Annotated in this window: 19 protein-coding genes; 13 read left to right on the top strand and 6 right to left on the bottom strand. The window is 73.6% G+C overall.

Annotation, left to right across the window (positions count from 1 at the left end; translation table 11 throughout):
* Window positions 1-41 precede the first annotated feature (41 nt).
* The 3 genes from ACFYYR_RS09390 (at window position 42) to ACFYYR_RS09380 (ending at window position 3,768) form a co-directional block, all read left to right on the top strand.
* A complete protein-coding gene (locus ACFYYR_RS09390) occupies window positions 42-1,355 on the top strand; it encodes an acyl-CoA dehydrogenase family protein (protein ID WP_388848981.1) in 1,314 nt (437 codons plus the stop codon).
* A gap of 396 nt (window positions 1,356-1,751) precedes the next feature.
* Complete coding sequence (locus tag ACFYYR_RS09385) at window positions 1,752-2,948, top strand: acyltransferase family protein (RefSeq protein WP_388848978.1); 1,197 nt, start codon at window positions 1,752-1,754, stop codon at window positions 2,946-2,948.
* Between the two features lie 76 nt (window positions 2,949-3,024).
* Window positions 3,025-3,768: an SDR family NAD(P)-dependent oxidoreductase gene (locus ACFYYR_RS09380; RefSeq protein ID WP_388848975.1), complete on the top strand. Its 744-nt coding sequence runs from the start codon at window positions 3,025-3,027 to the stop codon at window positions 3,766-3,768.
* 135 nt (window positions 3,769-3,903) lie between these two features.
* Here ACFYYR_RS09380 and ACFYYR_RS09375 read toward each other — a convergent pair whose 3' ends face one another.
* The gene (locus ACFYYR_RS09375) at window positions 3,904-4,494 is read right to left on the bottom strand and encodes a TetR/AcrR family transcriptional regulator (RefSeq protein ID WP_388848972.1); all 591 of its coding nucleotides are present in this window, start codon (window positions 4,492-4,494) and stop codon (window positions 3,904-3,906) included.
* Window positions 4,495-4,572: 78 nt separating this feature from the next.
* On the opposite strand from ACFYYR_RS09375, the gene ACFYYR_RS09370 reads away from it, so the two are divergent.
* The 4 genes from ACFYYR_RS09370 (at window position 4,573) to ACFYYR_RS09355 (ending at window position 8,517) form a co-directional block, all read left to right on the top strand.
* Complete coding sequence (locus tag ACFYYR_RS09370; protein ID WP_388848969.1) at window positions 4,573-5,067, top strand: FBP domain-containing protein; 495 nt, start codon at window positions 4,573-4,575, stop codon at window positions 5,065-5,067.
* Between the two features lie 261 nt (window positions 5,068-5,328).
* Window positions 5,329-6,846, top strand: coding sequence for an MFS transporter (locus ACFYYR_RS09365; RefSeq protein WP_388848966.1), 1,518 nt, complete (start codon window positions 5,329-5,331; stop codon window positions 6,844-6,846).
* Window positions 6,847-7,133: 287 nt separating this feature from the next.
* Window positions 7,134-7,937 carry an SGNH/GDSL hydrolase family protein gene (locus tag ACFYYR_RS09360; protein WP_388848963.1) on the top strand — a complete coding sequence of 268 codons (804 nt, stop codon included), beginning with the start codon at window positions 7,134-7,136 and terminating at the stop codon, window positions 7,935-7,937.
* Between the two features lie 310 nt (window positions 7,938-8,247).
* Complete coding sequence (locus ACFYYR_RS09355) at window positions 8,248-8,517, top strand: hypothetical protein (RefSeq protein WP_388848960.1); 270 nt, start codon at window positions 8,248-8,250, stop codon at window positions 8,515-8,517.
* A gap of 448 nt (window positions 8,518-8,965) precedes the next feature.
* Here the strand turns inward: ACFYYR_RS09355 and ACFYYR_RS09350 are convergent, their stop codons facing one another.
* Window positions 8,966-9,817, bottom strand: coding sequence for an oxidoreductase (locus tag ACFYYR_RS09350; protein WP_388848958.1), 852 nt, complete (start codon window positions 9,815-9,817; stop codon window positions 8,966-8,968).
* 205 nt (window positions 9,818-10,022) lie between these two features.
* Here ACFYYR_RS09350 and ACFYYR_RS09345 point away from each other — a divergent pair, with 205 nt between their 5' ends.
* Window positions 10,023-10,898 carry a helix-turn-helix transcriptional regulator gene (locus ACFYYR_RS09345; protein ID WP_388848955.1) on the top strand — a complete coding sequence of 292 codons (876 nt, stop codon included), beginning with the start codon at window positions 10,023-10,025 and terminating at the stop codon, window positions 10,896-10,898.
* On the opposite strand, the gene ACFYYR_RS09340 is transcribed toward ACFYYR_RS09345, so the two are convergent.
* Entirely contained in the window at window positions 10,895-12,103 is a 1,209-nt protein-coding gene (locus ACFYYR_RS09340; protein WP_388848952.1) for a CaiB/BaiF CoA transferase family protein, read from the bottom strand. The genes ACFYYR_RS09345 and ACFYYR_RS09340 overlap by 4 nt on opposite strands.
* Before the next feature lie 188 nt (window positions 12,104-12,291).
* On the opposite strand from ACFYYR_RS09340, the gene ACFYYR_RS09335 reads away from it, so the two are divergent.
* Together ACFYYR_RS09335 and ACFYYR_RS09330 are read left to right on the top strand one after the other, a co-directional pair.
* On the top strand, window positions 12,292-12,726 hold the full coding sequence (locus tag ACFYYR_RS09335; RefSeq protein WP_388848949.1) for a VOC family protein: 435 nt from the start codon (window positions 12,292-12,294) through the stop codon (window positions 12,724-12,726).
* Between the two features lie 193 nt (window positions 12,727-12,919).
* Window positions 12,920-13,444, top strand: a complete 525-nt coding sequence (locus ACFYYR_RS09330) for a hypothetical protein (protein ID WP_388848946.1) — start codon at window positions 12,920-12,922, stop codon at window positions 13,442-13,444.
* A gap of 165 nt (window positions 13,445-13,609) precedes the next feature.
* Here ACFYYR_RS09330 and ACFYYR_RS09325 read toward each other — a convergent pair whose 3' ends face one another.
* From ACFYYR_RS09325 to hmgA, 3 genes are all read right to left on the bottom strand, one after another.
* Window positions 13,610-14,851 carry a type ISP restriction/modification enzyme gene (locus tag ACFYYR_RS09325; protein ID WP_388849303.1) on the bottom strand — a complete coding sequence of 414 codons (1,242 nt, stop codon included), beginning with the start codon at window positions 14,849-14,851 and terminating at the stop codon, window positions 13,610-13,612.
* A 387-nt stretch (window positions 14,852-15,238) separates the two neighbouring features.
* Window positions 15,239-15,985 (bottom strand): GntR family transcriptional regulator, encoded by a 747-nt coding sequence (locus ACFYYR_RS09320; protein WP_388848943.1) that lies wholly within the window; start codon window positions 15,983-15,985, stop codon window positions 15,239-15,241.
* Window positions 15,986-16,182: 197 nt separating this feature from the next.
* The gene (gene hmgA / locus ACFYYR_RS09315) at window positions 16,183-17,523 is read right to left on the bottom strand and encodes a homogentisate 1,2-dioxygenase (RefSeq protein ID WP_388848940.1); all 1,341 of its coding nucleotides are present in this window, start codon (window positions 17,521-17,523) and stop codon (window positions 16,183-16,185) included.
* A gap of 163 nt (window positions 17,524-17,686) precedes the next feature.
* Between hmgA and ACFYYR_RS09310 the strand changes: the two genes are divergently transcribed.
* The 3 genes from ACFYYR_RS09310 to ACFYYR_RS09300 are packed head-to-tail and all read left to right on the top strand — an operon-like array spanning window position 17,687 to window position 21,971.
* Entirely contained in the window at window positions 17,687-19,744 is a 2,058-nt protein-coding gene (locus tag ACFYYR_RS09310) for a right-handed parallel beta-helix repeat-containing protein (RefSeq protein WP_388848937.1), read from the top strand.
* Complete coding sequence (locus tag ACFYYR_RS09305) at window positions 19,741-20,688, top strand: hypothetical protein (RefSeq protein ID WP_388848933.1); 948 nt, start codon at window positions 19,741-19,743, stop codon at window positions 20,686-20,688. The genes ACFYYR_RS09310 and ACFYYR_RS09305 overlap by 4 nt, the downstream gene beginning before the upstream one ends.
* Complete coding sequence (locus ACFYYR_RS09300; protein WP_388849300.1) at window positions 20,688-21,971, top strand: hypothetical protein; 1,284 nt, start codon at window positions 20,688-20,690, stop codon at window positions 21,969-21,971. Before ACFYYR_RS09305 ends, ACFYYR_RS09300 begins: the two co-directional genes overlap by 1 nt.
* Window positions 21,972-22,126: the final 155 nt, after the last annotated feature.

Here is a 22,126-nt window from a genome sequence, read left to right as displayed (position 1 = left end):
CGGCCGTCCCCGACCCCTTCATCTCGCGGAGGACCGACCACATGACACGACCGGCAGTACCGGCACCCCCGCCGGCACCGGACACCGCCACGGCCCGCACCGGGCCGGAGGGCACGGGGCGGCACGGCACCGGATCCCACGGCACCGGATCCCACGGCACCGGACCGCACGGCACCGGATCCCACGGCACCGGGCCGGGCGGCACCCGCGAGGCAGCGCCCCGGCCGGAACGCACCGACCGGGACGGTGAGCTCTTCGCGCTGGCCGAAGAGCTCGCGGACCGCGAACTCGCCCCTCGCGCAGCCGACTTCGAGGCACGCGCCGAGTTCCCCCGCGAGCTCCTGCGCACCCTCGGCAAGGCCGGACTCCTCGGCCTGCCGTATCCCGTCGCGTACGGTGGCGGAGGCCGGTCGTACGAGGCGTACCTCACCGTGCTGGAGATCCTGGCCCGCCGCTGGCTGTGCGTCGCCCAGTCGGTCAACATCCATGTGCTGTCCTGCTACGGGCTGGCCGCCCACGGCAGCGAGGAGCAGCGGGCCCGGCTGCTGCCCGGCATGCTCGGCGGCGAACAGCTCGGCGCCAACTGCATCTCCGAACCCGAGGCCGGTTCCGACATCTCCGCCCTGGGCAGCACCGCCGTCCGGGACGGCGACCACTACGCGGTCACCGGCACCAAGGCGTGGACCAGCCACGCCGGGCAGGCCGACTACTACAACCTCTTCTGCCGCACCGGCGGCCCGGGTGTCCGCGGGCTGTCCCTGCTCCTCGCCGACGCCGGGACCCCGGGCCTCTCCGTCGGCCGGCCGGAGCGGAAGATGGGTGTCCGCTCCTCGCCCACCGCCCCCGTCGTCCTGGACGGCGCCCGGGTCCCCGCCGACCGGCTCGTCGGCCGCCCCGGCAAGGGCTTCCTGATCGCCTCCGGCCTCTTCGACCGCGGCCGGCTGGGCATCGCCGCCTGCGCCGTCGGCCTGGCCGGTGCCGCGCTCGACCACGCGGTGGCCTACACCCACAGCCGCCGCCAGTTCGGCCGCCCGGTGGCCGACTTCCAGGGGCTCGCCTTCCAACTGGCCGACATGTCCACCCAGGTCGCCGCCGCCCGCGCGCTCCTCCGCGAGGCCGCCCGCTGCCTGGACGCGGGGGAGGACGCCTCCCGGGTCACCGCCGCGGCGGCCCGCGCCAAGCTCTTCGCCACCGACACCGCCATGCGCGTCACCACCGACGCCGTCCAGGCCCTGGGGGCGTACGGCTGCGTCGAGGACCACCCCGTGGAGCGGTGGATGCGGGAGGCCAAACTGCTCCAGATCATCGAGGGGACGAACCAGATCCAGCGGATCGTCATCGCCCGATCGCTGTGACCGGACCGGAGTGGACTGGAGCGGACCGGACCGGACCGGAGCGGACCGTGTCGGACCGGTACGGGCGCGGACCGTTGACCGCCCGCGGCCACGTCCGCCACGGGCCATCCCGGCACCTACACCGGTGCGCCGTCTTCTGCAAAGATCAGGCCCGCCGCGGCCCCTTCCGCACAGGGCGCCGCGCCACCGGGGGACGTTCGGCGACGGTCCGCTCCACCTCCCGGCGACCCGCCGCACAGCGCGGGGGACCCGCCGGGAACCACGGGGCGGCGCCGTGCCGGGGCCCACAGGTCCCTCCGGGCAGTCCCACCGTTTCGTACAGCAGCGTGCCACGGCCCAGGAGTACGGAGAACGGGCCCTGCGCCGCCCGGATGAGCGTATCGACGAGGAAGCCACATGGACGGTAATGCGGGTCTCGTGCGCCGTGGCCGGCTGGACACGATCACCGGAATGCGCTTTGTCGCGGCCCTGGTGGTCTTCCTGTGCCACGCCGCGACGTTCAACTTCGTCGCTCCGGACACCGGAGTCGGGGAAGCGTTCCACTTCGCCACCGAGAGCGCCGGCACCGCCGGGGTGACGTTCTTCTTCATCCTCAGCGGGTTCGTGCTCACCTGGTCGGCCAGGCCTGGGGAGACCTACGGCGGATTCCTGCGCCGCCGCATGTTCAAGATGTACCCGAACCACCTGGTCACCTTCGCGCTGGCCATGGCCCTCTTCGCCGCCGCCTCCACCCCGCCGGTGAGCGCCGTGCTGAACGTCCTGCTGCTGCACGCCTGGCGGCCGGCCCCGGGCGGGGGCAACGGCCCGAGCTGGTCCCTCTCCTGCGACCTGCTCTTCTACCTGCTGTTCCCGCTGCTGCTGCCGCTGGTGAAGAAGATCCCCGTGGCCCGGCTCTGGTGGTGGGTCGGCGGCGCCATCGCCGTGATCATGGTGCTGCCCACGGTGGCCCAACTGCTGCCCAGCACCCCGCGGTTCCCGGACGACTTCGACGGAACCATGCTGGAAGGGGTGTCGATGTACCCCTTCTGGTTCCTCCTCACCTTCCCGCCGGTCCGGCTGCTGGACTTCGTGCTCGGCATTCTGATCGCCCGCATCGTGCTCTCCGGCCGGTGGACCGGTCCGGGCGTGGCACAGGCCGTGGCGCTGACCGCCGTCGGCTATGTCGTGGGGCTGTTCGTGCCCTTCTACTACACCCTCGACGCGGTGTCGGTCATTCCGATGTCCCTGCTCATCGGGGCGCTGGCCGTGGCCGAGTCGCGCGGGCGCACCTCCTGGCTGGGGTCACCGGTGTTCCGCAGGCTGGGCGAGGTCTCGTTCGCCTTCTATCTGATCCATGAGATCGCGCTGCTGTTCGTCCGCAGCCTCGTCGGATTCGACCACCATCTGCCGCCGTTCACCGCGCTGCTCGTCATCGCCGCCGCCTTCGCCCTCAGCCTGGCGCTCTCCTTCCTCCTGTACCACGGCGTGGAGACGCCCGTCATGCGCAAGTGGGCCGGGCCCCGGCGGACCGCCCCCGCGGGCGGCGCCGTCCCCGCGCCGGCGCCCCCGGGGGAACGGCCCGACGACGTGGGCGAGAAGGCCCGCCCGGTGTGACCCGAGAGGCCATCGACGGTCCCGCGGTTCCCCTGTTGTTCCCGTCCAATGAACGGCTCCGGAAAGGGAGATGCTCATGAGTACGCCTCTCGACGGCAAGGTGGCCCTGGTGACCGGGGGCAGCCGCGGCATCGGGCGCGGAGTCGCCCTGCGGCTCGCCGACGACGGTGCCGATGTCGCGCTCACCTACCGCGAAAGCGCCGACAGCGCGGCCGACGTGGTCGAGCGGATCAAGGCCCGGGGCCGCCGGGCGCTCGCGGTACGGGCCGACTGCGCCGACGCGGCCGCGGTGACCGCCGCGGTCGAACAGACCGTGGCCGAGTTCGGCCGGCTGGACATCCTGGTCAACAACGCCGGGACCGGCGTCGGCGGCCCGATCGAGGACACCCCGCTGGAGGACGTGGACCGGCTGCTGGCCGTCAACGTCCGCGCCCCCGTCGTCGCCACGCAGGCCGCCGTCCGGCATCTGACCGACGGCGGACGCATCATCACCATCGGCAGCAGCGTCGCGGAGCGGGTCCCGCGCCCCGGACTGACCCTGTACGCGCTGACCAAGGCGGGGCTCATCGGCATGACCAAGGGGCTGGCCCGCGATCTGGGGCCGCGCGGCATCACCGCCAACGTGATCTCGGTGGGCCCCGTCGACACCGACTTCAACCCCGCCGACGGCCCGGACGCCGCGGCCAAGGCGGCGCGCACCGCCCTCGGCCACTTCGGCACACCGGAGGACATCGCCGCGACAGTGGCGCATCTGGCCGGCCCCGGCGGCCGGTGGATCACCGGCGCCTCGATCACCGTGGACGGCGGCGCCAACACCTGAGCCCGGCGTCGGGGCCGGCTCCGTCGCCCCGACGGCGGCCCCGGCCCACGGCGCTCCCCGTCCTGCGGCGCGCACTGCTCCGCGCCGCAGGACGGGGAGCGCGCCATGACCGCACCCGCCCCTACCCGTCGTCCCTCACGCGGCGCCGTCCCCGGACGGCGCGGCGGGCCAGTGCTCCAGCGCGGCGTGCAGCGCTTCGATCGCCCGTTCCCAGGAGGCCTGGATGTCGCGGGAGAAGCCGAATCCACCGGTGGCCTCGAAGCTGGCGAAGCCGTGGAACGCGCTGCGCAGCAGCCGCACCGCGTCCGTGAGATCCGGCTCGCTCAGCTCGTAGGCGTGCAGCATGGCGTAGGTGGTCTCGGCGAGCCGGCGGTGCCCCGCCGACTCCGCGGCGACGTCGGGATCGAGCTGGATCTGCGCGGCGGCGTACCGGCCCGGGTGGGCGAGGGCGAAGTCCCGGTAGGCGTGCGCGAACGCGGTCAGGGCGTCCTTGCCGGCCCGGCCCGCCACGGCCGCCGCGATGCGGTCGGCCAGCTCGGACGCGGCCAGCACGGCGACCCGGGTCCGCAGGTCCTGCACGTTCTTCACATGCGAGTACAGGCTGGCGTCGGCCACGCCGAAACTCCGGGCCAGCGCGGACACCGTGATCTTCTCGAATCCGACCTTGTCCGCCAAGTCCGCGGCCGCCTCCGCCACCCGGCCGGAAGTCAGTCCAGCACGACCCATGTGCCACCTCCACCACGACGTAACCTAGAGCTCCTTGGTTGTTGCCTAATATACATAGGCGCTGCTAGCGTCCGCCGCATGAAGGAAGTGAGTGAGCAGGACATCCGCGCCTCGTTCGTCAACTGTTCCAAGGGAGAGGCCAAGCGTCTGGCGGTGCCGCGGGATCTGGCCGAACGGCCCTGGGGGGACCTGGACTTCCTCGGCTGGCGGGACCCCGCCGCGCCGGACCGCAGCTACATCGTCGTCGAGCGCGACGGCCGGCTCATCGGCGTGACGCTCCGCTTCCCCTCCAAGCACCGCGGGCCCCTGCACCGCAGCATGTGCTCCCTCTGCCTGACCACCCACCCGGGCAACGGCGTCTCCCTGATGGCGGCCCGGAAGGTGGGCCCCTCCGGCCGGGAGGGCAACTCCGTCGGGGTCTACATCTGCTCCGACCTGGCCTGCTCCCTCTACGTCCGCGGCAAGAAACTCCCGGAGCCCGGAGGGCGCTTCGAGGAGTCCCTCACCGTGGAGCAGCAGTCCGAGCGCACCAGGGCGAAGCTCTTCGACTTCGTGGACAAGCTCTACGTCTGAGGGGCGGCCGGCCGAGGACCCTCGCCCGTACGGGTGAACTCGCCGTACGGATGAACTGGCCGCGCCCGGCACCCGTCCCCGTTTCTCCGCCGCGGCCTCTCGCGGGGGACGCCGGTCACGCGTCCCCACGTCCGGGCCGCGGCCCGTGCCGTTCGGCCGGCGGCCGGACCGTGCGGATCCCGCGCGCCCGGTCGGCCCGGTCCCAGCGGCCGTTCCTCCGGCCGCACCGTCGAACCGCTCTCGATCACCAGGAGTTCTCCCATGTCCAAGCCCCTCGGGGCCGTGTCCGCGGCCGGCGCGGACGAGGCCCCGCCGGCCGTCCAGCGCTCCGGACTGGCCCTGCTCACCATCGCCATGGCGCAGCTCATGGTCGCCCTGGACGGCACGATCACCAACATCGCGCTGCCCAGCATCCAGTCCGACCTCGACGTGTCGGCGTCGAACCTGGCCTGGGTGGTCAATTCCTACGCCCTGGCCTTCGGCGGGCTGTTATTGATCGGCGGCCGTGCCGGTGACCTCTTCGGACGCCGCCGCATGTTCCGCTTCGGCATCGCGGTCTTCACCCTCGCCTCGCTCCTCGGCGGTCTGGCCCCGAACGAGGGCCTGCTGATCGGCGCCCGGGTGCTGCAGGGCATCGGTGCCGCGGTCACCGCACCGACCGCCCTGTCGCTGATCGCCACCAACTTCGCCGAGGGCGAGGCCCGCAACAAGGCGATGGGCGTCTACGGCGCGATGGCGGGCATGGGGTCCACCCTCGGGCTGCTCCTCGGCGGCGTGCTCACCGACGTCGACTGGCGCTGGGTCATGTTCGTCAACATCCCGATCGGCGTGGCACTCCTGGCGGGCACCAAGTCGCTCGCCGAGGGCGAGCGGAACCCCGGGCGGCTGGACATCCCCGGCGCGGTCACCGGCACCCTGGGGCTGGTCTCGCTCGTCTACGCCATCACCCGCAGCGGGGAGGCCGGCTGGAGCGACGTCCGCACCCTCGGCTGCTTCGCCGCGGCCGCCGTGCTGCTCGTGGTCTTCCTGGCCCTGCAGCGCCGGGTCGCGCACCCGATGATGCCGCTGCGGCTGTTCCGCGACCGCAACCGGTTCGGCAGCTACGCCATGGCGCTGTTCGTCGGCGCGGGCATGTTCGCCACCTTCTACTTCCTGACCCTGTACATGCAGCAGATCCTCGGGTACAGCCCGATCGAGAGCGGCTTCGCCTATCTGCCGTTCAGCGTCGGCATGGTCCTGGCGGCGACCGTCGGCTCCAAGCTGGCCGGCCGGCTGGCGCCCCGCCGGATCGCCGCCCCCGGGCTGCTCATCGGCATCGCGGGCATGCTCTGGCTCAGCACCCTGGACCCCGGGTCCTCCTATGTGACCGCGCTGATGCCGGCCATGTTCGTCACCGCGGTCGGCCTCGGCCTGACGTTCATTCCGATGACCCTGGGCGCCGTCAGCGGGGTCGATCAGCAGGACGCGGGCATCGCCTCCGCCCTGCTGAACACCGTGCAGCAGGTGGGCGGCGCGCTCGGCCTGGCCGTCCTCGCCACGATCGCCACCACCACGGCCGACAACCGGCTCCCCGACGCGGCCGTGACGCTCCACAAGGCCCTCGCCGCCAAGGACCTGACCCTGGTGCACCGGGCCGGGGACGCGCTCACCCAGGGCTTCTCCACGGCGTTCCTCGTCGCCGCCGCCCTGTATGTCGTCGCCCTGCTCATCACGCTGGCCGCGATCACCGCCACGAAGCAGGAACCGGCGGACGAGGCGCTGCCCGGACACGTCGGCTGACGTACCGCGGCCCCTGGCAACCGTCCCCGCGGCGGCTCCGGCGTCCGTGACGACGGAGCCGCCGCCCGGGGAGACTGCGCAACGACGCTCCCATCCGGGGGCCGGCCCCTGCGGCCGGCCCCCGCTTGCTGTCCGCTGGCCCGGCCTGCCGGGTCCGTGAGGAGACGGCCGGGACAGGGGGTGCGCACCGCGCAGAAGGTCCGAACCTTTGTTTGGCATGGACACTTCCGGAGTGGCCTGGGCGCTGCTACGACAGATGTGGCAGAGGTCCTGCTAAGGGAGGTTCCATGAAACTGTCCCGGTCTGCGGGCGTATCGTCCGCAATCCTCCTCAGTGCCGCGTTCGCCCTCGCCGGGGCGGGCGCGGCGTACTCCGCCGAACAGGCCGCCCCCCGCTACGTGGCCCTCGGCGACTCGTACTCCTCCGGTGTCGGCGCCGGGAGTTACGACAGCTCCAGCGGCAACTGCAAGCGCAGCACCAAGTCCTATCCCGCCCTCTGGGCGGCGGCCCACGCGCCCGCGTCCTTCTCCTTCACCGCCTGTTCGGGCGCGCGGACCGGTGACGTCCTCTCCGGCCAGCTCGCCCCGCTCAACTCCGCCACCGGGCTGGTCAGCATCAGCGTCGGCGGCAACGACGCCGGATTCGCCGACGTCATGACCACCTGCGTGCTCAACTCCGAGAGCACCTGTCTCCAGCGGGTGCGGCAGGCGCGTCAGTACGTCGCCACCACGCTGCCCGGCAAGCTCGACCAGGTCTACTCCGCCATCCGCGGCAAGGCCCCCGCCGCCCGGGTCGTCGTCCTCGGCTACCCGCGGCTGTACAAGATCAACGGAAGCTGTATCGCGGGCCTCAGCGAGAACGAACGGACCGCCCTCAACGCCGCCTCCGACGACCTCAACGCCGCCACCGCCAAGCGCGCCGCCGACCACGGCTTCACCTTCGGCGACGTGACCGGGACCTTCAGCGGCCACCAGATCTGCTCCAGCGACAGCTGGATCCACAGCGTCACCCTGCCGATCGACAACTCCTACCACCCCAAGGCCGCCGGACAGTCCGGTGGCTATCTCCCCGTCTTCTCCTCGGCGGCCTGACAGCCGGCCGCCACCCCCACGGAGGAGGAGGCCCCTCCCGGGGCCTCCTCGCCCACCCCGCCTGCCGGACCGGAGCCGCCGCCGGCGCGGGCGCCCACAGCGTGCGCCATCGGTGCGCCCCCGAGGCGGGGCCGGCGCCCCCCGAGACCCCCGGTCGGCCAACGCGCCCCCGGTGCACCGCAGTTCACCTCCGAATGTCAACACCCTTGCCGGGAAGGTGAATCGGGGCCCCGCGGATGCGCGGGTGACGTGACGGGACGGTAGGGTTAACCTGCCCGGGTCGGGTGCCCTCGTTTGGGTGGGGAGTCTCATGGAACAGATAGCAATGCGCAGCAGGGCTCGAGTCCCTGCCATCAGCTGCGGAAGCAGCGCGTCCAGTACGCGCCTCGACCGCCATCTCGCCGTGCTGGCCGGCCCTGCCGTGCCGTCGTGCGAGGCGGAGGAGGCCACTCTGCTGATGCGGGAGATAGCGTCCCGTGACGTGCGGGCGGTGTCGAGCAGGGGGGCACGGGTCTCCCGGGTCTCGCTCTTCGCCCCGCTGCGACGGCTCCGCCGTTCGCTCTTCGGCAACCACGGCTGACCAGGCCCGTCCCCACCCGACCAGGCGCACGGTCCCAGGCCCTGTCCGGCACATCCGCCCCGGCGGCGGTGTGCCGGCACGCACTTCCCCGTAGCCCTTCGGGCACGGGAGGTGCCCCACGCCGTATGTGTCGGTCGTCGGCGCAGTCGGCTGCGCTCTCTCCCTCCGGGCCCGGCGGCCCGGGAAGTACCCCCCATCCTCCGCTGGGCGATCGCCCGCACCGGCGCCCCGCCACCCCCGCCCCGGGCGGACGACGCCACCTGTCGGCCGGCGCCATCCGTCGGACAACGCCCGCCTGGCTTGAGTTGTGACGTCCCCCGGTTACCAGGAGGCGCCGGGCGGTGTGAAGGCCCGCGAGCAGGTCCGGCTGTGGTGGATCAGGAGCGGGCCGGCTCGGTGATGACGGCCGCCGTCGAGGCTCCGCGCCGGGGCCCGACAGCGAGAGACGTCAGGCGGACCGGCTGACGTCGTCGAAGTCGGTGGAGGCCGACAGCTCGGTCCATGCCAGCATGTCGCGCTCGAAGGCGTCGCGTCCGGCCCGGACGAGCCGAAGCGCGTCGGTGCCGAGCAGCAGGCGCGTCGGCGGCCGGCCGGCCGCCACGATGCGCAGCACCGCGGCCGCGGCCTTGTCCGGGTCGCCCGGCTGGCGCCCGCTGCCGTGGATGCGCCGGGCGCGCAGCGGCTCGAACAGCTCGTCGTAGTCGGCGATCGCACGGGGTGCGCGGATCATCGAGCGGCCGGCCCAGTCGGTCCGGAAACTGCCCGGCTCGACGGCGGTGACCTGGATGCCGAAGTCGGCGACCTCCTTGCCGAGCGTTTCGAGGATGCCCTCCACCGCGAACTTGCTGCCGTGGTAGAAGCTGAGGCCCGGCATGGTGATCAGCCCGCCCATCGAGGTGACGGCGATGATGTGGCCCGAACGGCGCTCCCGCATGTGCGGCAGCACGGCCTTGATCACCGCCACGGTTCCGTAGACGTTCACCTCGAACTGACGGCGAAGGTCATCCATCGACGACTCCTCGAAGAGGCCGTCATGGCCGTACCCGGCGTTGGCGACGAGTACGTCGACCGGGCCCAGGTCGCGCTCGGTCCCGTCCACGACCGTGACCACCGCCTCATGGTCGGTCACGTCCAGGATGCGGGCGTGCGCGTCGCCGGCGAGAGCCTCGAAGGCCCGTCCGTCGGCGGGCGTGCGCACCGTGCCCACCACCCGGTGCCCCGCGGCCAACGCCGCCCGCGCGAGTGCGCGGCCCAGGCCGGTGCTGACGCCGGTGATCAGGAATGTCTTGGTGTCCGACACAGGAGTTCCCTTCGTTCGATGCGAACAGCGGCCGGCCGGGGCGGGTGGGCCCCGGTCGGCCTCGACACGTTCCACTTCAGCACCGGAATCGGCTGCTGACCGAGTTCCGGGGGGTCCGCTTCGCCCCGGGAACGGCCGGACCGGGGGACTGCCGGTCCCCCTTTCGCGGGCCGTCGGGGCGATCTTGGGCCCTATTGTGAACGGCATGGACCGCAACACAGCTCTCGGTGAGTTCCTCCGCTCTCGGCGGGCACGGATCACCCCGCGCCAGGCGGGCCTGTCCGACGACGGCGGCTCTCGGCGGGTGCCGGGACTGCGCCGCGAAGAGATCGCGCAACTGGCGGGCGTGAGCGTCGACTACTACGTACGCATGGAACGCGGACGCCGACTGAACGTCTCCGAGACCGTGCTGGACGCCATCTCCCGCGCGTTACGCCTCGATCCCGTCGAACGCACCCATCTGTTCCAGCTCGCCAAGCCCGCCGCAGGCAGGCCCCGCCGCACGGCGACGCGTCCGCAGCCGGTCCGCCCGGGGCTGCGCGAACTCCTCCGGACCCTCGAACACACCCCCGCCCTTGTGCTGGGGCGGCGACTGGACATACTTGCGTCCAACCGGATGGCACGGGCGCTGCTCACCGACTTCGACGCGCTGCCGCACCGCGAGCGGAACCTGGTGCGATTCATGTTCTGCGACGAGACCGCCCGCTCGCTGTACGCCCACTGGGACACCCACGCCCACGACATCGTCGCCTCGCTCCGGCGCGACGCCGGACGCCATCCCCACGATCCGCTGCTGGCCGAACTCGTCGGCGAACTCTCGATCGCGGATGAGGACTTCCGCCGCTGGTGGGCCGACCAGAACGTGTACCGGCACACGCACGGCAGCAAGCACTTCCACCACCCGGTCGTCGGCCCGCTCACCCTCAACTACGAGTCCCTCACCCTGCCCGCCGACCCGGACCAGCGGCTGAGTGTCTACACCGCCGAGGCAGGCTCCAGCTCCGAAGAGGCGCTTCGGCTCCTGGCCGCGTGGATACGGCAGCCCGGGACCTCGCACGGGCAGCACGTGGAGTCGAGCTAGGCCACGACACCGTCCCGGCGCAGTGCGGCGACCTGCTCGTCCGTCATGCCCAGGGCGTGCAGCAACGCTCCGGTGTGTTCCCCCAGGGCCGGCACGGCTCCCGCAGGCGGCGCCTGCCCGCCGGGCAGGGTGATGGGCGGGAGCAGCGTGCGCAGCGGGCCCGCCGGTGAGCCGGCCTCCTGCCACCGCTCCCGGGCCGCCAGCTGGGGATGGGCGGCCAGCTCGGCCACCCCGTTGAGCCGGGCGCAGGCGATGCCCGCCCGCTCCAGCCGCTCCACCGCCTCATCGGCCGTCATGCCGCTCAGCGCCTCCGTGACGGCCGCATCGGTCTTCGTACGGTTCCGGGTCCGGGCCACATTGGTCGCGTGGTCCGGGTCCTCGGCCAGTTCGGGCCGCTCCAGCACCTGTTCCGCGAGCCGCCGCCACTCCCGGTCGTTCTGCACCGACAGCAGGACCAGCGGCCCGTCGGCCGTCGGATAGGCGTTGTACGGGGCGATGACGGCGTGCGCGACCCCGGTGCGCGCCGGAGGCTCGCCTCCGTACATCCCGAAGTACAGCGGATGCCCCATCCACTCGGCCAGCGCGTCGAACATCGACACCTCGACCGGACCGCCGCGCCCGGTGACACCGCGCCGCAGCAGTGCCGCGAGCACCCCGGAGAAGGCGTACATCGCGGCGGCGATGTCGGCCGCGGGGATGCCCGCCTTCACCGGCTGCTCCGGCGTGCCGGTCACCGAGACCAGCCCGGCCTCGCACTGCACGAGCATGTCGTAGGCCCGCTTGTGGGCGTACGGGCCGTCCGGCCCGTAACCGGAGATGTCCACGGCCACCAGCCGGGGGTGGCGCGCGCAGAGCGCCGCGGCGTCCAGGCCCAGCCGGGCCGCCGCGCCCTGGGCGAGGTTCTGGACGAAGACGTCCGCGTCCGCCACCAGCCGCTCCAGCACCTCCCGGCCCCGCGGCTCCTTGAGGTCCAGCGCGATCGACTCCTTGCCGCGGTTGGCCCAGACGAAGTGCGAGGCCAGACCGTGCACCGCGGTGTCGTAGGCACGGGCGAAGTCGCCGCCGTCCGGCCGCTCGACCTTGATCACCCGGGCGCCCAGGTCTGCGAGCTGCCGGGTGGCGAAGGGCGCGGAGACGGCCTGTTCGACCGCGACGACGGTGATGCCGTCGAGCGGCAGGGGCTGCGGCTGTGCGGAGTCGTTCATGTGCCCGGTCCTATCGCGCCGGCCGGGCGTTTGTCATCGGTGCCGGAGGGGCCGCGGCGCGTGGCGGTGATCACTCCTGAGGGCGGCCATGGCTCGGTGTCGGTGCGATTCCGGTCCTCACTCGGGAAGCGTCCTTCTCGCCTCACATGCAGAAGCGAGCACCGGAGTCCCCTTGCCATGGTCCGCCGATGACATCGGTCAAGCAGTTCCAAGTCACCTTCGACTGCGCGGAACCCGAGCGCGTCGCTCGTTTCTGGTGCGAGGTGCTGGGGTACGTCGTACCGCCGCCACCGGAGGGGTTTGCCACGTGGGGCGATTTCGACCGCTCGCTGCCGCCCGAGCGTCAGGGGTCGGCGTTCGCCTGCGTGGATCCCTCAGGTGTGGGCCCGCGACTGTTCTTTCAGCGCGTTCCCGAAGGCAAGGCCGTCAAGAATCGGCTCCATCTCGACGTGCGGGTCGGCACGGGACTCGTGGGTGAAGAGCGCCTGGCGGCGCTCGAGGCCGAGTGCGCACGCCTGATCCCGCTCGGCGCGGTCCGCGTGCGACTCCTGCTTGCCGACGAGGAGAACGAGTCGTGTCTCGTGATGCAGGACATCGAGGGCAACGAGTTCTGTCTCGACTGAGCATCCTCCGGGACGGCTAGGTGGGAAGTCCGGGGGCCGGGGCCGGGTCCGCAGGGGACATCGCGGGCGTATGGCGACGCACAGGGACAGCGGTGGCCCCCGGGCTCGGAGCTCCGGCGACAGGGCGCTAACTTGTCGGCTCCACGTCAATCTTGACGCGGCATCACCGCACTGTCATTCATGGGGGACTCGTATGTCTACGCCTCAGCCGCCCGGCGGCTATCACCCGTACGGCCAGCCGCAGCAGCCGCCGTACGGCGCACCGCCGCAGCAGGGGCCCTACGGTCAGCAGCCCTACCCGGGGCAGCCGCCCCACGGCGGGCCGCAGATGATGCCCGGTCCCGCACCGCGCCCGCCGCGGCGGCCCGGGAGCAGCCTCAAGGTCAAGATCTTCGCGGTGGTCGTCGCCCTCGGCATCGCCGCCGTCTGGAGCTACAACAGCAAGGGCAACACCCTCACCAAGAACAAGCACGGACGGACCGTCGCCAAGGGCGCGGAGAAGGCCGCCGTCTCGGCCGAGCCGGGCGACTGCGTGGAGAACAAGGGCACCCAGGCGAAGCCCGTGATCGAGCTCGTCGAGTGCGGGAGCATCAAGGCCGAGTTCAAGGTGGTGGAGACCGACAGCGTGGACACCTGCCCGGCCGGCACCAGCCGGTACCAGGAGCTCCACAACGGCGTGCCGCAGATCACGCGCTGTCTGAAGCCGCTCGAGAAGTAGGTCCCGGGCGGGACGATGTGAGGGGAGCGGGCGTCCGGGTCGGTTGCGCTGTCGGTGCGCTGCGCCCGGGCCCGCTCCCGCCTGCGGTCCGGGCCGCTGTCTTCAGCAGGCCCGCGGGCCATGGGGAACCACTCCGCCGGCCCGCCGCGGCGGTGCCGCACCGGCTCAGAGCAGGGCGAACTGGCCGTTCGGGCCTTCCTCGTGGTGGTCCAGCACGGACGCCGGGTGGCGGGCCGCGGCCGGGGCGGGCAGCACGCCGGCCGCCCGCAGCTCGTCGGCCGTGAGCTGCGGCCCCTCGGTGAGGAGTGCGGACAACTCCCGCTGCTGCGGGCGGAGTTCGGCCAGCAGCGCGAGCACGGTGATCAGTTCCAGCAGGTCGGAGGTCCACTCCCGCGGCCAGAGAGCCGGCCGGACCGCGTCCAGGGGCCCGGCCGGTGCCGGTGCCGAGCGGAGCTCGACCCAGTGCTCCAGCACGCGGACCCCCGCGGCCCGGAACTCCCAGGCGCCCGCGGGCACCGGCGCGATCCGGCCCTCGCCCAGGTGCAGGGTCTCCTCGTCGGCGTCGTAGCGCAGCGCGCCGGACAGCGCGCGGAGGCTCGACGGGAGGGCGGCCCGGACGTACGGGCGGCGCCCGCCGGGCAGCTTGGGGCGGTCGTCCGGCGACCGGCCGCAGCGCGCGCCGTGCGTGTACAGCCACAGCATCCGGCGGCCGAGTGCCACCCCGGTGTCCCAGACGGCGGGGGAGAGCGGGAGCGGCACCGCGCAGCCGCTCGCGCCGTGCGCCGCGGCGGCGGTGGTCCAGGCGAGGAAGTCCTCGGCGGAGACGGCCCGGCCGAGCAGATCGGTGAGCCGGTCGAGCAGGCCGGGCGCCAGGTTGGGTTCCCGGCCGCCGGGCCGCCGGAAGAGCGGCCGGATCCGCCCGGGGCGGCCGGCCGGCGCGTGCCCGTCCGGGAGCAGCGCGGAGCACACCACGGCCGGTCCGGCCGGGCCCGGGGCACCGAGCGGGGCCCGGCCCTCCGCCGCGCGGGCGGCGGGCACCGGGCCGCGTGCCTGTTCCACCACGAAGGTCTGCCCGGGGCCGGCCACTCGCCACAGCTCCGGCCGGGCCGCGTCGATCAGCCGGTGGTCGGGGATCAGCCACTGCCGGTCGAACGGGCCGTGCAGGACCCGCACCGGCTCGGGACACGGTCCGCGCTCCGCGGCGAGCGGTGCCGTCGGGGCGTCGTGGCCGGGCAGCTGGGGCACCGCGGTGTGCAGTCCGCGGATCCGTGAGGGCTGGAACAGGGCGGCGCGCTCCTCGGCCGAGTCGCACCGCACCAGGGCGTCCCAGCGGGCGCGCAGGGACGCGGCGTCCGGGGCGAACGGCCACGCCCGGCCCGCCCGCAGCGGCGCCACGGACCAGGGCATCAGGTCCGCGAGCAGCGGGGCGCCTGCCGGCGGCGCGGCCCCCGGGGCCGGCCGCTCCTCGGCTGGTTTCGCCGTCACGCAGCGGCCCTCCCCGGCGCGATGGACATCGCGGAACGTCCTTCCGTCCGCCCGCATGGTACCCACGTGGCCCGTGCGGGGGACCCGCTTGCCTCCGGGGTCACCGGACCGAGGGGACCGCCGGGCTCGGCACCGCGGTGCGGCCCTCAGGGGGCCTTGCACGATGCCCGCCCGGGTCGCGCGGCCCGGCACCGCACCTCTCCGTGTTGCCGGAGAGCGCTGGTGGCTCCGCTGCCAGCGCTCCGGCGCCTGGCGATGCACAGCACCGGACCGCGCGACCTCGCCGGACGCTCATCGTGCAAGGCCCCCTCATGCCTCCAGGGTCACCGTGAAGGAGAAGCGGTCCCCGCGGTAGCGGATCCGCGCCACGTCGGCCACCCGGCCGGACTCGTCGTACGTCACGCCCGTGTAGTGCAGGATCGGGCTGAGCAGCGGCACGTTCAGCAGCCGGGCGGTCTCCGGGTCGGCGAGCCGGGCCTCGACGGTGTCCGTGATCCGGCTGATCCGCACCCCGACCGCGTCCCGCAGCACCTTCGTCATCGGCAGGCGCGTCAGATCGGCGAGGTCGATCCGCTCGGCGAGCTCGGGCCGTACCGCGTTCTCGGCCCAGTTGGTCGGTTCGCCGCTGCTCTCCTCGCAGCGCAGCCGCCGGTACTCCACCACCTCGTCCAGGCCGGGGAAGTGCTCCGCCAGTTCGGCCGGGACGGGCACCGTCCCGTGGCTCAGGACGGTGGCCCGCTCGCCCGACTGCTGGGCCACGATGGCGTCCACCGAGCCGAGCAGCCGGACCGGGGCGCCGCGCCGTGCGGACGGTTCGATGAACGTCCCGCGCCGCCGGTGCCGGCTGATCAGCCCCTCCGACTCCAGCTCCTTGAGGGCCTGGCGCATGGTGAGCACGCTGACCCCGTAGTGCTCCGCCAGCCGGTCCTCGGTCGGCAGCCGCAGCGGATCCTGCGGGCGGCGGCCCAGTATCGAGGCCCGCAGCGACTGCGAGACCTGGTACCACAGCGGCAGCTTGCGGTTCAGTACGAGGGAGTCGGGGGCGAAGGTGGTCATGGTGCGGCTCCGGGGCGATGACGGCTGGGCCGGGGGCTGCGGGCACCGGTGCCGGGTGCGGCCGCGGCTCCGGGGGACCGGACCGGGCGGGGGTGCCGGGGTCGGTCCGCGGTGCCTCCTGGGGCTGTCCCCGGACCGGTCCTCGGCTCGCGGTGCATGGCGCCGATCCCGATCCTGCCCGATCCGGAGGACCGGACCTAGGGACGGTCCCCGGGGCGGAAGTTCGCCTCCAGACCCTGCCACACGTCGTCGTAGCCGCGCTGCAGGTGTCCGGCCTCCGCCGCCTGGCGGGTGGCGGTCACCGGCCAGCGGGTCTCGAACATGAAGGCCAGCCCGTCGTCGATCTTCTGCGGCCGCAGCTCGGCGGCGCTCGCCCGGTCGAAGGTCTCCCGGTCGGGACCGTGCGCCGACATCATGTTGTGCAGCGAGCCGCCGCCCGGCACGAACCCCTCCGCCTTGGCGTCGTACGCGCCCTCGATCAGGCCCATGTACTCGCTCATCACATTGCGGTGGAAGTACGGCGGCCGGAAGGTGTCCTCGCCCACCAGCCAGCGCGGGGCGAACACCACGAAGTCGACACCGGCGAGGCCGGGGGTGTCCGACGGCGAGGTGAGCACGGTGAAGATCGACGGGTCCGGGTGGTCGTAGCTGATGCTGCCCAGGACGTTGAAGCGGCGCAGGTCGTAGACGTACGGCACATGGTTGCCGTGCCAGGCGACGACGTCCAGCGGGGAGTGGTCGTAGGTGGCGGTCCAGAGGTTGCCGCAGAACTTGTTGATCACCTCGACGTGGCCCTCGCGGTCCTCGTAGGCGGCCACCGGCGCGAGGAAGTCGCGGGCGTTGGCGAGCCCGTTGGCGCCGATGGGTCCCAGGTCGGGCAGGGCGAACGGCTGCCCGTAGTTCTCGCACACATAGCCCCGGGCGCTCGCGTCGAGGAGTTCGACGCGGAACCGCACCCCGCGGGGGATCAGTGCCATGTGCCCCGGCTCGGCCCGCAGCAGGCCGAACTCCGTGCGCAGCAGCAGCCCGCCGCGCTCGGGGACGATCAGCAGCTCGCCGTCGGCGTCCGAGAACACCCGGTCGGTCATCGAGGCGGTGGCGTTGTAGAGGTGGATCGCCATGCCGGTGCGCTGCTGGGCGTCCCCGTTGCCGCCGAGGGTCCACAGGCCGCCGACGAAGTCCACCGGGCCGTCCGGCTCGGGCAGCGGGTTCCAGCGCAGCCGGTTCGGGTCCGGGACCGTCTCGGTGAACGGGGCGCTGCGCAGGGCCCCGTTGCCGGTGCGGACGAACGCCGGGTGCGCGGCGGACGGGCGGATGCGGTACAGCCAGGAGCGGCGGTTGTGTGCGCGCGGCTCGGTGAAGGCGGAGCCGCTGAGCTGCTCCGCGTAGAGGCCCAGCGGGGCGCGCTGCGGAGAGTTGCGGCCGAGCGGCAGCGCGCCGGGAATCGCCTCCGAGCTGTGCTCATTGCCGAATCCGGGGGAGTGGGCCAGTCCCTCGGCCGCCTTCCTTGCCTGCTCGATGCCGCCGCTGCCGCTCATCGTGTGCTCCCGCCGCTCAAGGAATCCTATGGAAGACCATAGGAATGCCGTCGGGGGTCCGTCAATGACGTCCCGGCCGCCGGTGCGCTGCACGGCCCTTCAGGGCCTTCGGGGGGCTGCATGGGGTCTTCCCAATATGTGAGCCCTGCTCTACTTTTCGCGCATGGCCTCTTCGGCATGGACACGGAAAGTAGCTGCTCTGCTGGTCGTGCTGGCCGCGCTGCTGGTGACGGCGCCCGCCGCGGAGGCACACGAGGAGCGCGAGGTCCGCTTCCCCGACGGCACCGGCAGCGTCCCGGTGTACCGGAAGGGCGAGCCGGACCTGCTGGTGTGCAAGACCGGCAGACGCGACTTCGAGCGCCGGATCGCCGGCTTCCCCGACGACCTGCGCCGCCGCAACCTCCAGCTGTACGAACGGTGCCGGAAGGACGGCTTCCGGCATCTCCAGGCCGCGGTCGACGCCGTGGACCGGCCGGGCATGAACATCGCCGTCCTGCCCGGCCGCTACGAGGAGGAGCCCTCCCAGCCCGCGCCCACCGGAGCCTGCGCCCGCCTCACCGCGCGCACGGCCGCGCTCGGCTACCAGATCCTCTCCTACGCCCAGCAGCGGCAGTGCCCGCACAACCAGAACCTGGTCGCCGTCCTCGGCAAGCGGAACCTGCAGATCGAGGGCACCGGCGCCGGGCCGCGCGACGTGGTCGTCGACGCCGGGTACCGCAAGCTCAACGCGATCCGGGCGGACGGCTCCGACGGCGTCTACTTCCGCAACTTCACGGCCCAGCGCACCACGTTCAACTCGCTGTACGTGCTGGCCGCCGACGGCTTCGTCATCGACGACGTGCTCACCCGCTGGAACGACGAGTACGGCTTCCTCACCTTCGCCAGCGACCACGGGCTGTACAAGAACTGCGAGTCCTACGGCAACGGCGACTCCGGCATCTACCCGGGCAGCGCCTCCGACATCAACGACGGCCGCGGCTACGCCGTACCCCGCTACTCCATCGAGATCCGGGGCTGCCGGAGCCACCACAACATGGTCGGCTACTCGGGCACGGCCGGGGACTCGGTCTGGGCGCACGACAACGAGTTCGACCACAACATGGGCGGCGCCTCCATGGACAGCGCCTTCCCCGGACACCCCGGACTCCCGCAGAACCACGCCCGGTTCGAGCGCAACCTCATCCACGACAACAACCAGGACTACTACCCGTACGTCGCCGACGGGACCTGCGCCCGGCCCTCCGCCGAACGCGGCTACGAGCGCGGGGTCGTCTGCCCGCAGATCTCCATGCCGCCCGGCACCGGCGTCATCACCGCGGGCGGCAACTGGAACGTCTTCGAGGACAACTGGGTCTACGGGCACCGCCGGACCGGCTTCTACCTGAACGCCGTGCCCGCCTGGATCCGCGGCGAGGAGGCCTGGTCGAAACAGACGGACACCTCGCACCACAACCGGTACGCCGGCAACCGGCTGGGCCTGACCCGCGGCGGTGAGCACCGGCCCAACCGCACCGATGTGTGGTGGGACGGCCAGGGCCGGGACAACTGCTGGCAGTCGGACACCGGGGCCAGCAGCCCGCGCACCCTGCCGGTGTGCGGACGGACGCCGGGGGAGGTCTCCGGCGGCTCCCACCGGCTGCTGGCCGAACCGGTGAAGATCGCCCAACTGCTGGTCTGCGCCGACTACGACGTGGGCGCCCGGCGGCTGCCCGCGGGCTGCGACTGGTACGGGGCGCGCGGCGCCGAGCGGATCGAGGTGCAGCTCGCGTTGGCCGTCGCCGCCGTCCTCGCCCTGGTCGGCGGGGTGCTCTGGTGGCGCCGGCTGCGGCACCACCGCTGGGCCACGGCCGCCACGGCGCTGGGCGCGGCCGGGCTGGCCCTCGACGTGGCCGGCGCGACCACCTCGCTGGCGCCCACCGCCGTACCGCCGCTGGCCCTGCTGTGCACCGGGGTGTGGTGGGCCGTCGTGGGGCTCGCGCTGCGCGGGCGGCGGCCCGCGTTCGGCTGGACGACCGTGGCGCTCGGCGTGCTGACGCTGCTGGACGCCTTCGACAAGGCCGTCCTGCTGATCCCCTGGCTGCCGTTGAGCCCCGCCTGGCTGCGCGGGCTGCTCGGGGTGGTGTGGGTGCTCTGGGCCGTCGTGGCCTCGGCACGGAGCACCGGCCCGGCGCCACGGCGGACGGACGAACGGTCCGCGGACCCGGCGGGAGCCACGGCGTGACCGGGCCGGGGAGCAGGGAACGTCGAACCCGCCGACGGCGCCGTGCGGGGCGGTCGGCCCGGTCCGCCGTCGCCGCGCCGGCCCTCGCGCTCGTCCTCGCGCTGGGTGGAGCCGGCTGTGCCGAGCGGCCCACCACCCATCACAAGCCCGGTACCCGTCACGACGTCGCCGACGGGCCGGCCGGCCGGCTGCTCACCGCCGACGACGGTGACGGGCACCGGCTGCGGGACGTGCCCGCGCGCGGCGCACCGGCCGTCACCGTGACCGTCCGGCCCGACGCGGAGGACGGGTGGAACGTCCGGCTGGACGTCCGCCGCTTCCGCTTCACCCCGGACAGCGTCGGCGGCGCCGCCGTACCCGGCGGCGGCCACGCCCACCTCCTGCTCGACGGGCGCAAGCTGGCCCGGGTCTACGGCCGTTGGCACCACCTCCCCGCCGCCGGCGTCCCGGCCGGCCGGCACACGCTCACCGCCCGGCTCTACGCGGACGACCACACGGCGTGGGCGGTGCGCGGCCGGCCCGTCCAGGGCACCGCCCGGCTCACGGCCACCGCCGCGGGCAGCGGGCACGGCCGTCCCTCCCAGGGGCACGGCCACCACCATCCGCCGGAATCCGGCCGGCCCTCCTCGGACGGCGGACCGGGCGGCGGGCCCCCGGCCACCGGGCACGGACGGCCGCGCGCCGACCGGACGATCACCGTCAGGATCGCCGACGGCCGGGTCAGTCCCCGCCCCGGCCGGATCGAGCTGCGCAAGGGCCGGCGGATCGCCCTGCGCGTCACCAGCGACACCGACGACGAGCTGCACGTCCACGGCATCGACCGGTCCGCCGCGCTGCGGGCCGGGCGGACCACCACGCTCACCGTCGTCCTGGACCGCACCGGGCTGTTCGAGGTGGAGACCCATGGATCCGGGCTGTTGCTGGCCCAGCTCGCCGTCCGGTGATCCGCCTCCTCGCGCACGGCGTCGGCTCCTCGCACGACCTGCCGATCTCGCCGTTCCACGCCTATGCCGGGGCGTTCGCCGCCCTGTTCGTGTCGTTCCTCGCCCTGGGGCTGCTCTGGTCCCAGTCCCGGTTCCGCGGCGCCGACGGAGGCCGCCCGCTCCCCGCCGCGGTCCGGCGGGCCGCCGACGCGTCCGCCCTGCGCACCGGACTCCGGGGCCTCGGCCTCCTCGCGGGCGCCGCCGTCTGCCTGTTCCTGCTGGCCGGGCCCGACGACCCCGACCGCAACCCGGCACCCGGCGCCGTCCACGTCCTGTTCTGGGTGGGGCTCGTCCCGGCCTCGCTGCTGCTCGGCCCGGTGTGGCGGCTGCTCAACCCGCTGCGCGCCCTGCACACCGGGCTCTGCCGCGCCCTGCGCCGCGACCCCGCCACCGGCCCCGTTCCGCTGCCGGACCGCCTCGGCCACTGGCCGGCCGCCGCCGGCCTGCTCGCCTACACCTGGCTCGAACTCGCCTCGCCCGAGCCCGCGTCGGCCGGTGCCCTCCTGGCTTTCCTCACCGGCTACGCCCTCGTCCAGCTGGCGGGCGCCGGCCTCTGCGGGCGCGGGTGGTTCGACCGGTGCGACGCCTTCGAGGTGTACTCGGCGCTGCTCGGACGGCTCGCCCCGGTCGGCCGCCGGGCCGACGGACGGCTCGTCCTGCGGAACCCGTTCGACGGGCTGGACGCGACACCGGCCGCTCCCGGACTGGTCGCCACGGTCTGTGTGATGCTCGGCAGCACCGCCTACGACGGCTTCTCCGACGCGCCCTCCTGGATCGACACGGTCCAGACCTCACCGCTGGGCCGCACCCCCACCGCCACCCTGGGCCTCCTCGGAGCCGTCGCGCTGGTCGGGGTGCTGCACACCGTCTGCGCGGGCGCCGTCCGCCTCATCTCCGGCCCGGTGCCCCATCCGTTCACGGCCTTCGTCCACGCGCTGCTGCCGATCGCCGCGGGATATCTGATCGCCCACTACTGCACGCTGCTGCTCACCGAAGGGCCGCGCACCCTGCTCCTGGCGGCCGGCGGTCACCCCGCGGACGGCCCGGCGCCGCCGCTCGGGCCGGGGGCCCTCGCCGCACTCCAGGTCACGGCCGTCGTCACCGGCCACGTCCTCGGGGTCGTCGCCGCCCACGACCGGGCCGTACGGCTCTTCCCCGCGGCACGTGCCGTCGCCGGTCAGCTCCCGATCCTCGTGCTGATGATCGTGTTCACCCTCGGGGGGATCGGGCTGCTCATCGCCTGACCGCATGCGACCGCCGGGGCCGCTCGACCGCCGGGCGCCGCCGCCCGACCATCCGATACCTGACGCCCGACCGTCCCCGGCCCGGTCGGCCCGGTGCCCGGCACCGGCTGCGGTGGCCGCCGGCCCGCCGCAGACGAAGGGCCTGCGTACCGCGG

This window comes from Streptomyces sp. NPDC001922 (genome assembly GCF_042891165.1).
Taxonomy (GTDB): Bacteria; Actinomycetota; Actinomycetes; order Streptomycetales; family Streptomycetaceae; genus Streptomyces.
Note: the sequence above shows the minus strand (reverse complement) of the source record. Positions and strands in the feature narration are given on the sequence as shown.

What these genes read in the sequence shown, in the direction of transcription:
- hmgA (WP_388848940.1), bottom strand. Translation starts at nt 17,523, where the DNA reads ATGAGCGGCAGCGGCGGCATCGAGCAGGCAAGGAAGGCGGCCGAGGGA.
- ACFYYR_RS09380 (WP_388848975.1), top strand. Translation starts at nt 3,025, where the DNA reads ATGAGTACGCCTCTCGACGGCAAGGTGGCCCTGGTGACCGGGGGCAGC.
- ACFYYR_RS09360 (WP_388848963.1), top strand. Translation starts at nt 7,134, where the DNA reads ATGAAACTGTCCCGGTCTGCGGGCGTATCGTCCGCAATCCTCCTCAGT.
- ACFYYR_RS09345 (WP_388848955.1), top strand. Translation starts at nt 10,023, where the DNA reads ATGGACCGCAACACAGCTCTCGGTGAGTTCCTCCGCTCTCGGCGGGCA.
- ACFYYR_RS09370 (WP_388848969.1), top strand. Translation starts at nt 4,573, where the DNA reads ATGAAGGAAGTGAGTGAGCAGGACATCCGCGCCTCGTTCGTCAACTGT.
- ACFYYR_RS09355 (WP_388848960.1), top strand. Translation starts at nt 8,248, where the DNA reads ATGGAACAGATAGCAATGCGCAGCAGGGCTCGAGTCCCTGCCATCAGC.
- ACFYYR_RS09340 (WP_388848952.1), bottom strand. Translation starts at nt 12,103, where the DNA reads ATGAACGACTCCGCACAGCCGCAGCCCCTGCCGCTCGACGGCATCACC.
- ACFYYR_RS09330 (WP_388848946.1), top strand. Translation starts at nt 12,920, where the DNA reads ATGTCTACGCCTCAGCCGCCCGGCGGCTATCACCCGTACGGCCAGCCG.
- ACFYYR_RS09325 (WP_388849303.1), bottom strand. Translation starts at nt 14,851, where the DNA reads ATGCCCTGGTCCGTGGCGCCGCTGCGGGCGGGCCGGGCGTGGCCGTTC.
- ACFYYR_RS09385 (WP_388848978.1), top strand. Translation starts at nt 1,752, where the DNA reads ATGGACGGTAATGCGGGTCTCGTGCGCCGTGGCCGGCTGGACACGATC.
- ACFYYR_RS09365 (WP_388848966.1), top strand. Translation starts at nt 5,329, where the DNA reads ATGTCCAAGCCCCTCGGGGCCGTGTCCGCGGCCGGCGCGGACGAGGCC.
- ACFYYR_RS09375 (WP_388848972.1), bottom strand. Translation starts at nt 4,494, where the DNA reads ATGGGTCGTGCTGGACTGACTTCCGGCCGGGTGGCGGAGGCGGCCGCG.
- ACFYYR_RS09310 (WP_388848937.1), top strand. Translation starts at nt 17,687, where the DNA reads ATGGCCTCTTCGGCATGGACACGGAAAGTAGCTGCTCTGCTGGTCGTG.
- ACFYYR_RS09390 (WP_388848981.1), top strand. Translation starts at nt 42, where the DNA reads ATGACACGACCGGCAGTACCGGCACCCCCGCCGGCACCGGACACCGCC.
- ACFYYR_RS09320 (WP_388848943.1), bottom strand. Translation starts at nt 15,985, where the DNA reads ATGACCACCTTCGCCCCCGACTCCCTCGTACTGAACCGCAAGCTGCCG.
- ACFYYR_RS09335 (WP_388848949.1), top strand. Translation starts at nt 12,292, where the DNA reads ATGACATCGGTCAAGCAGTTCCAAGTCACCTTCGACTGCGCGGAACCC.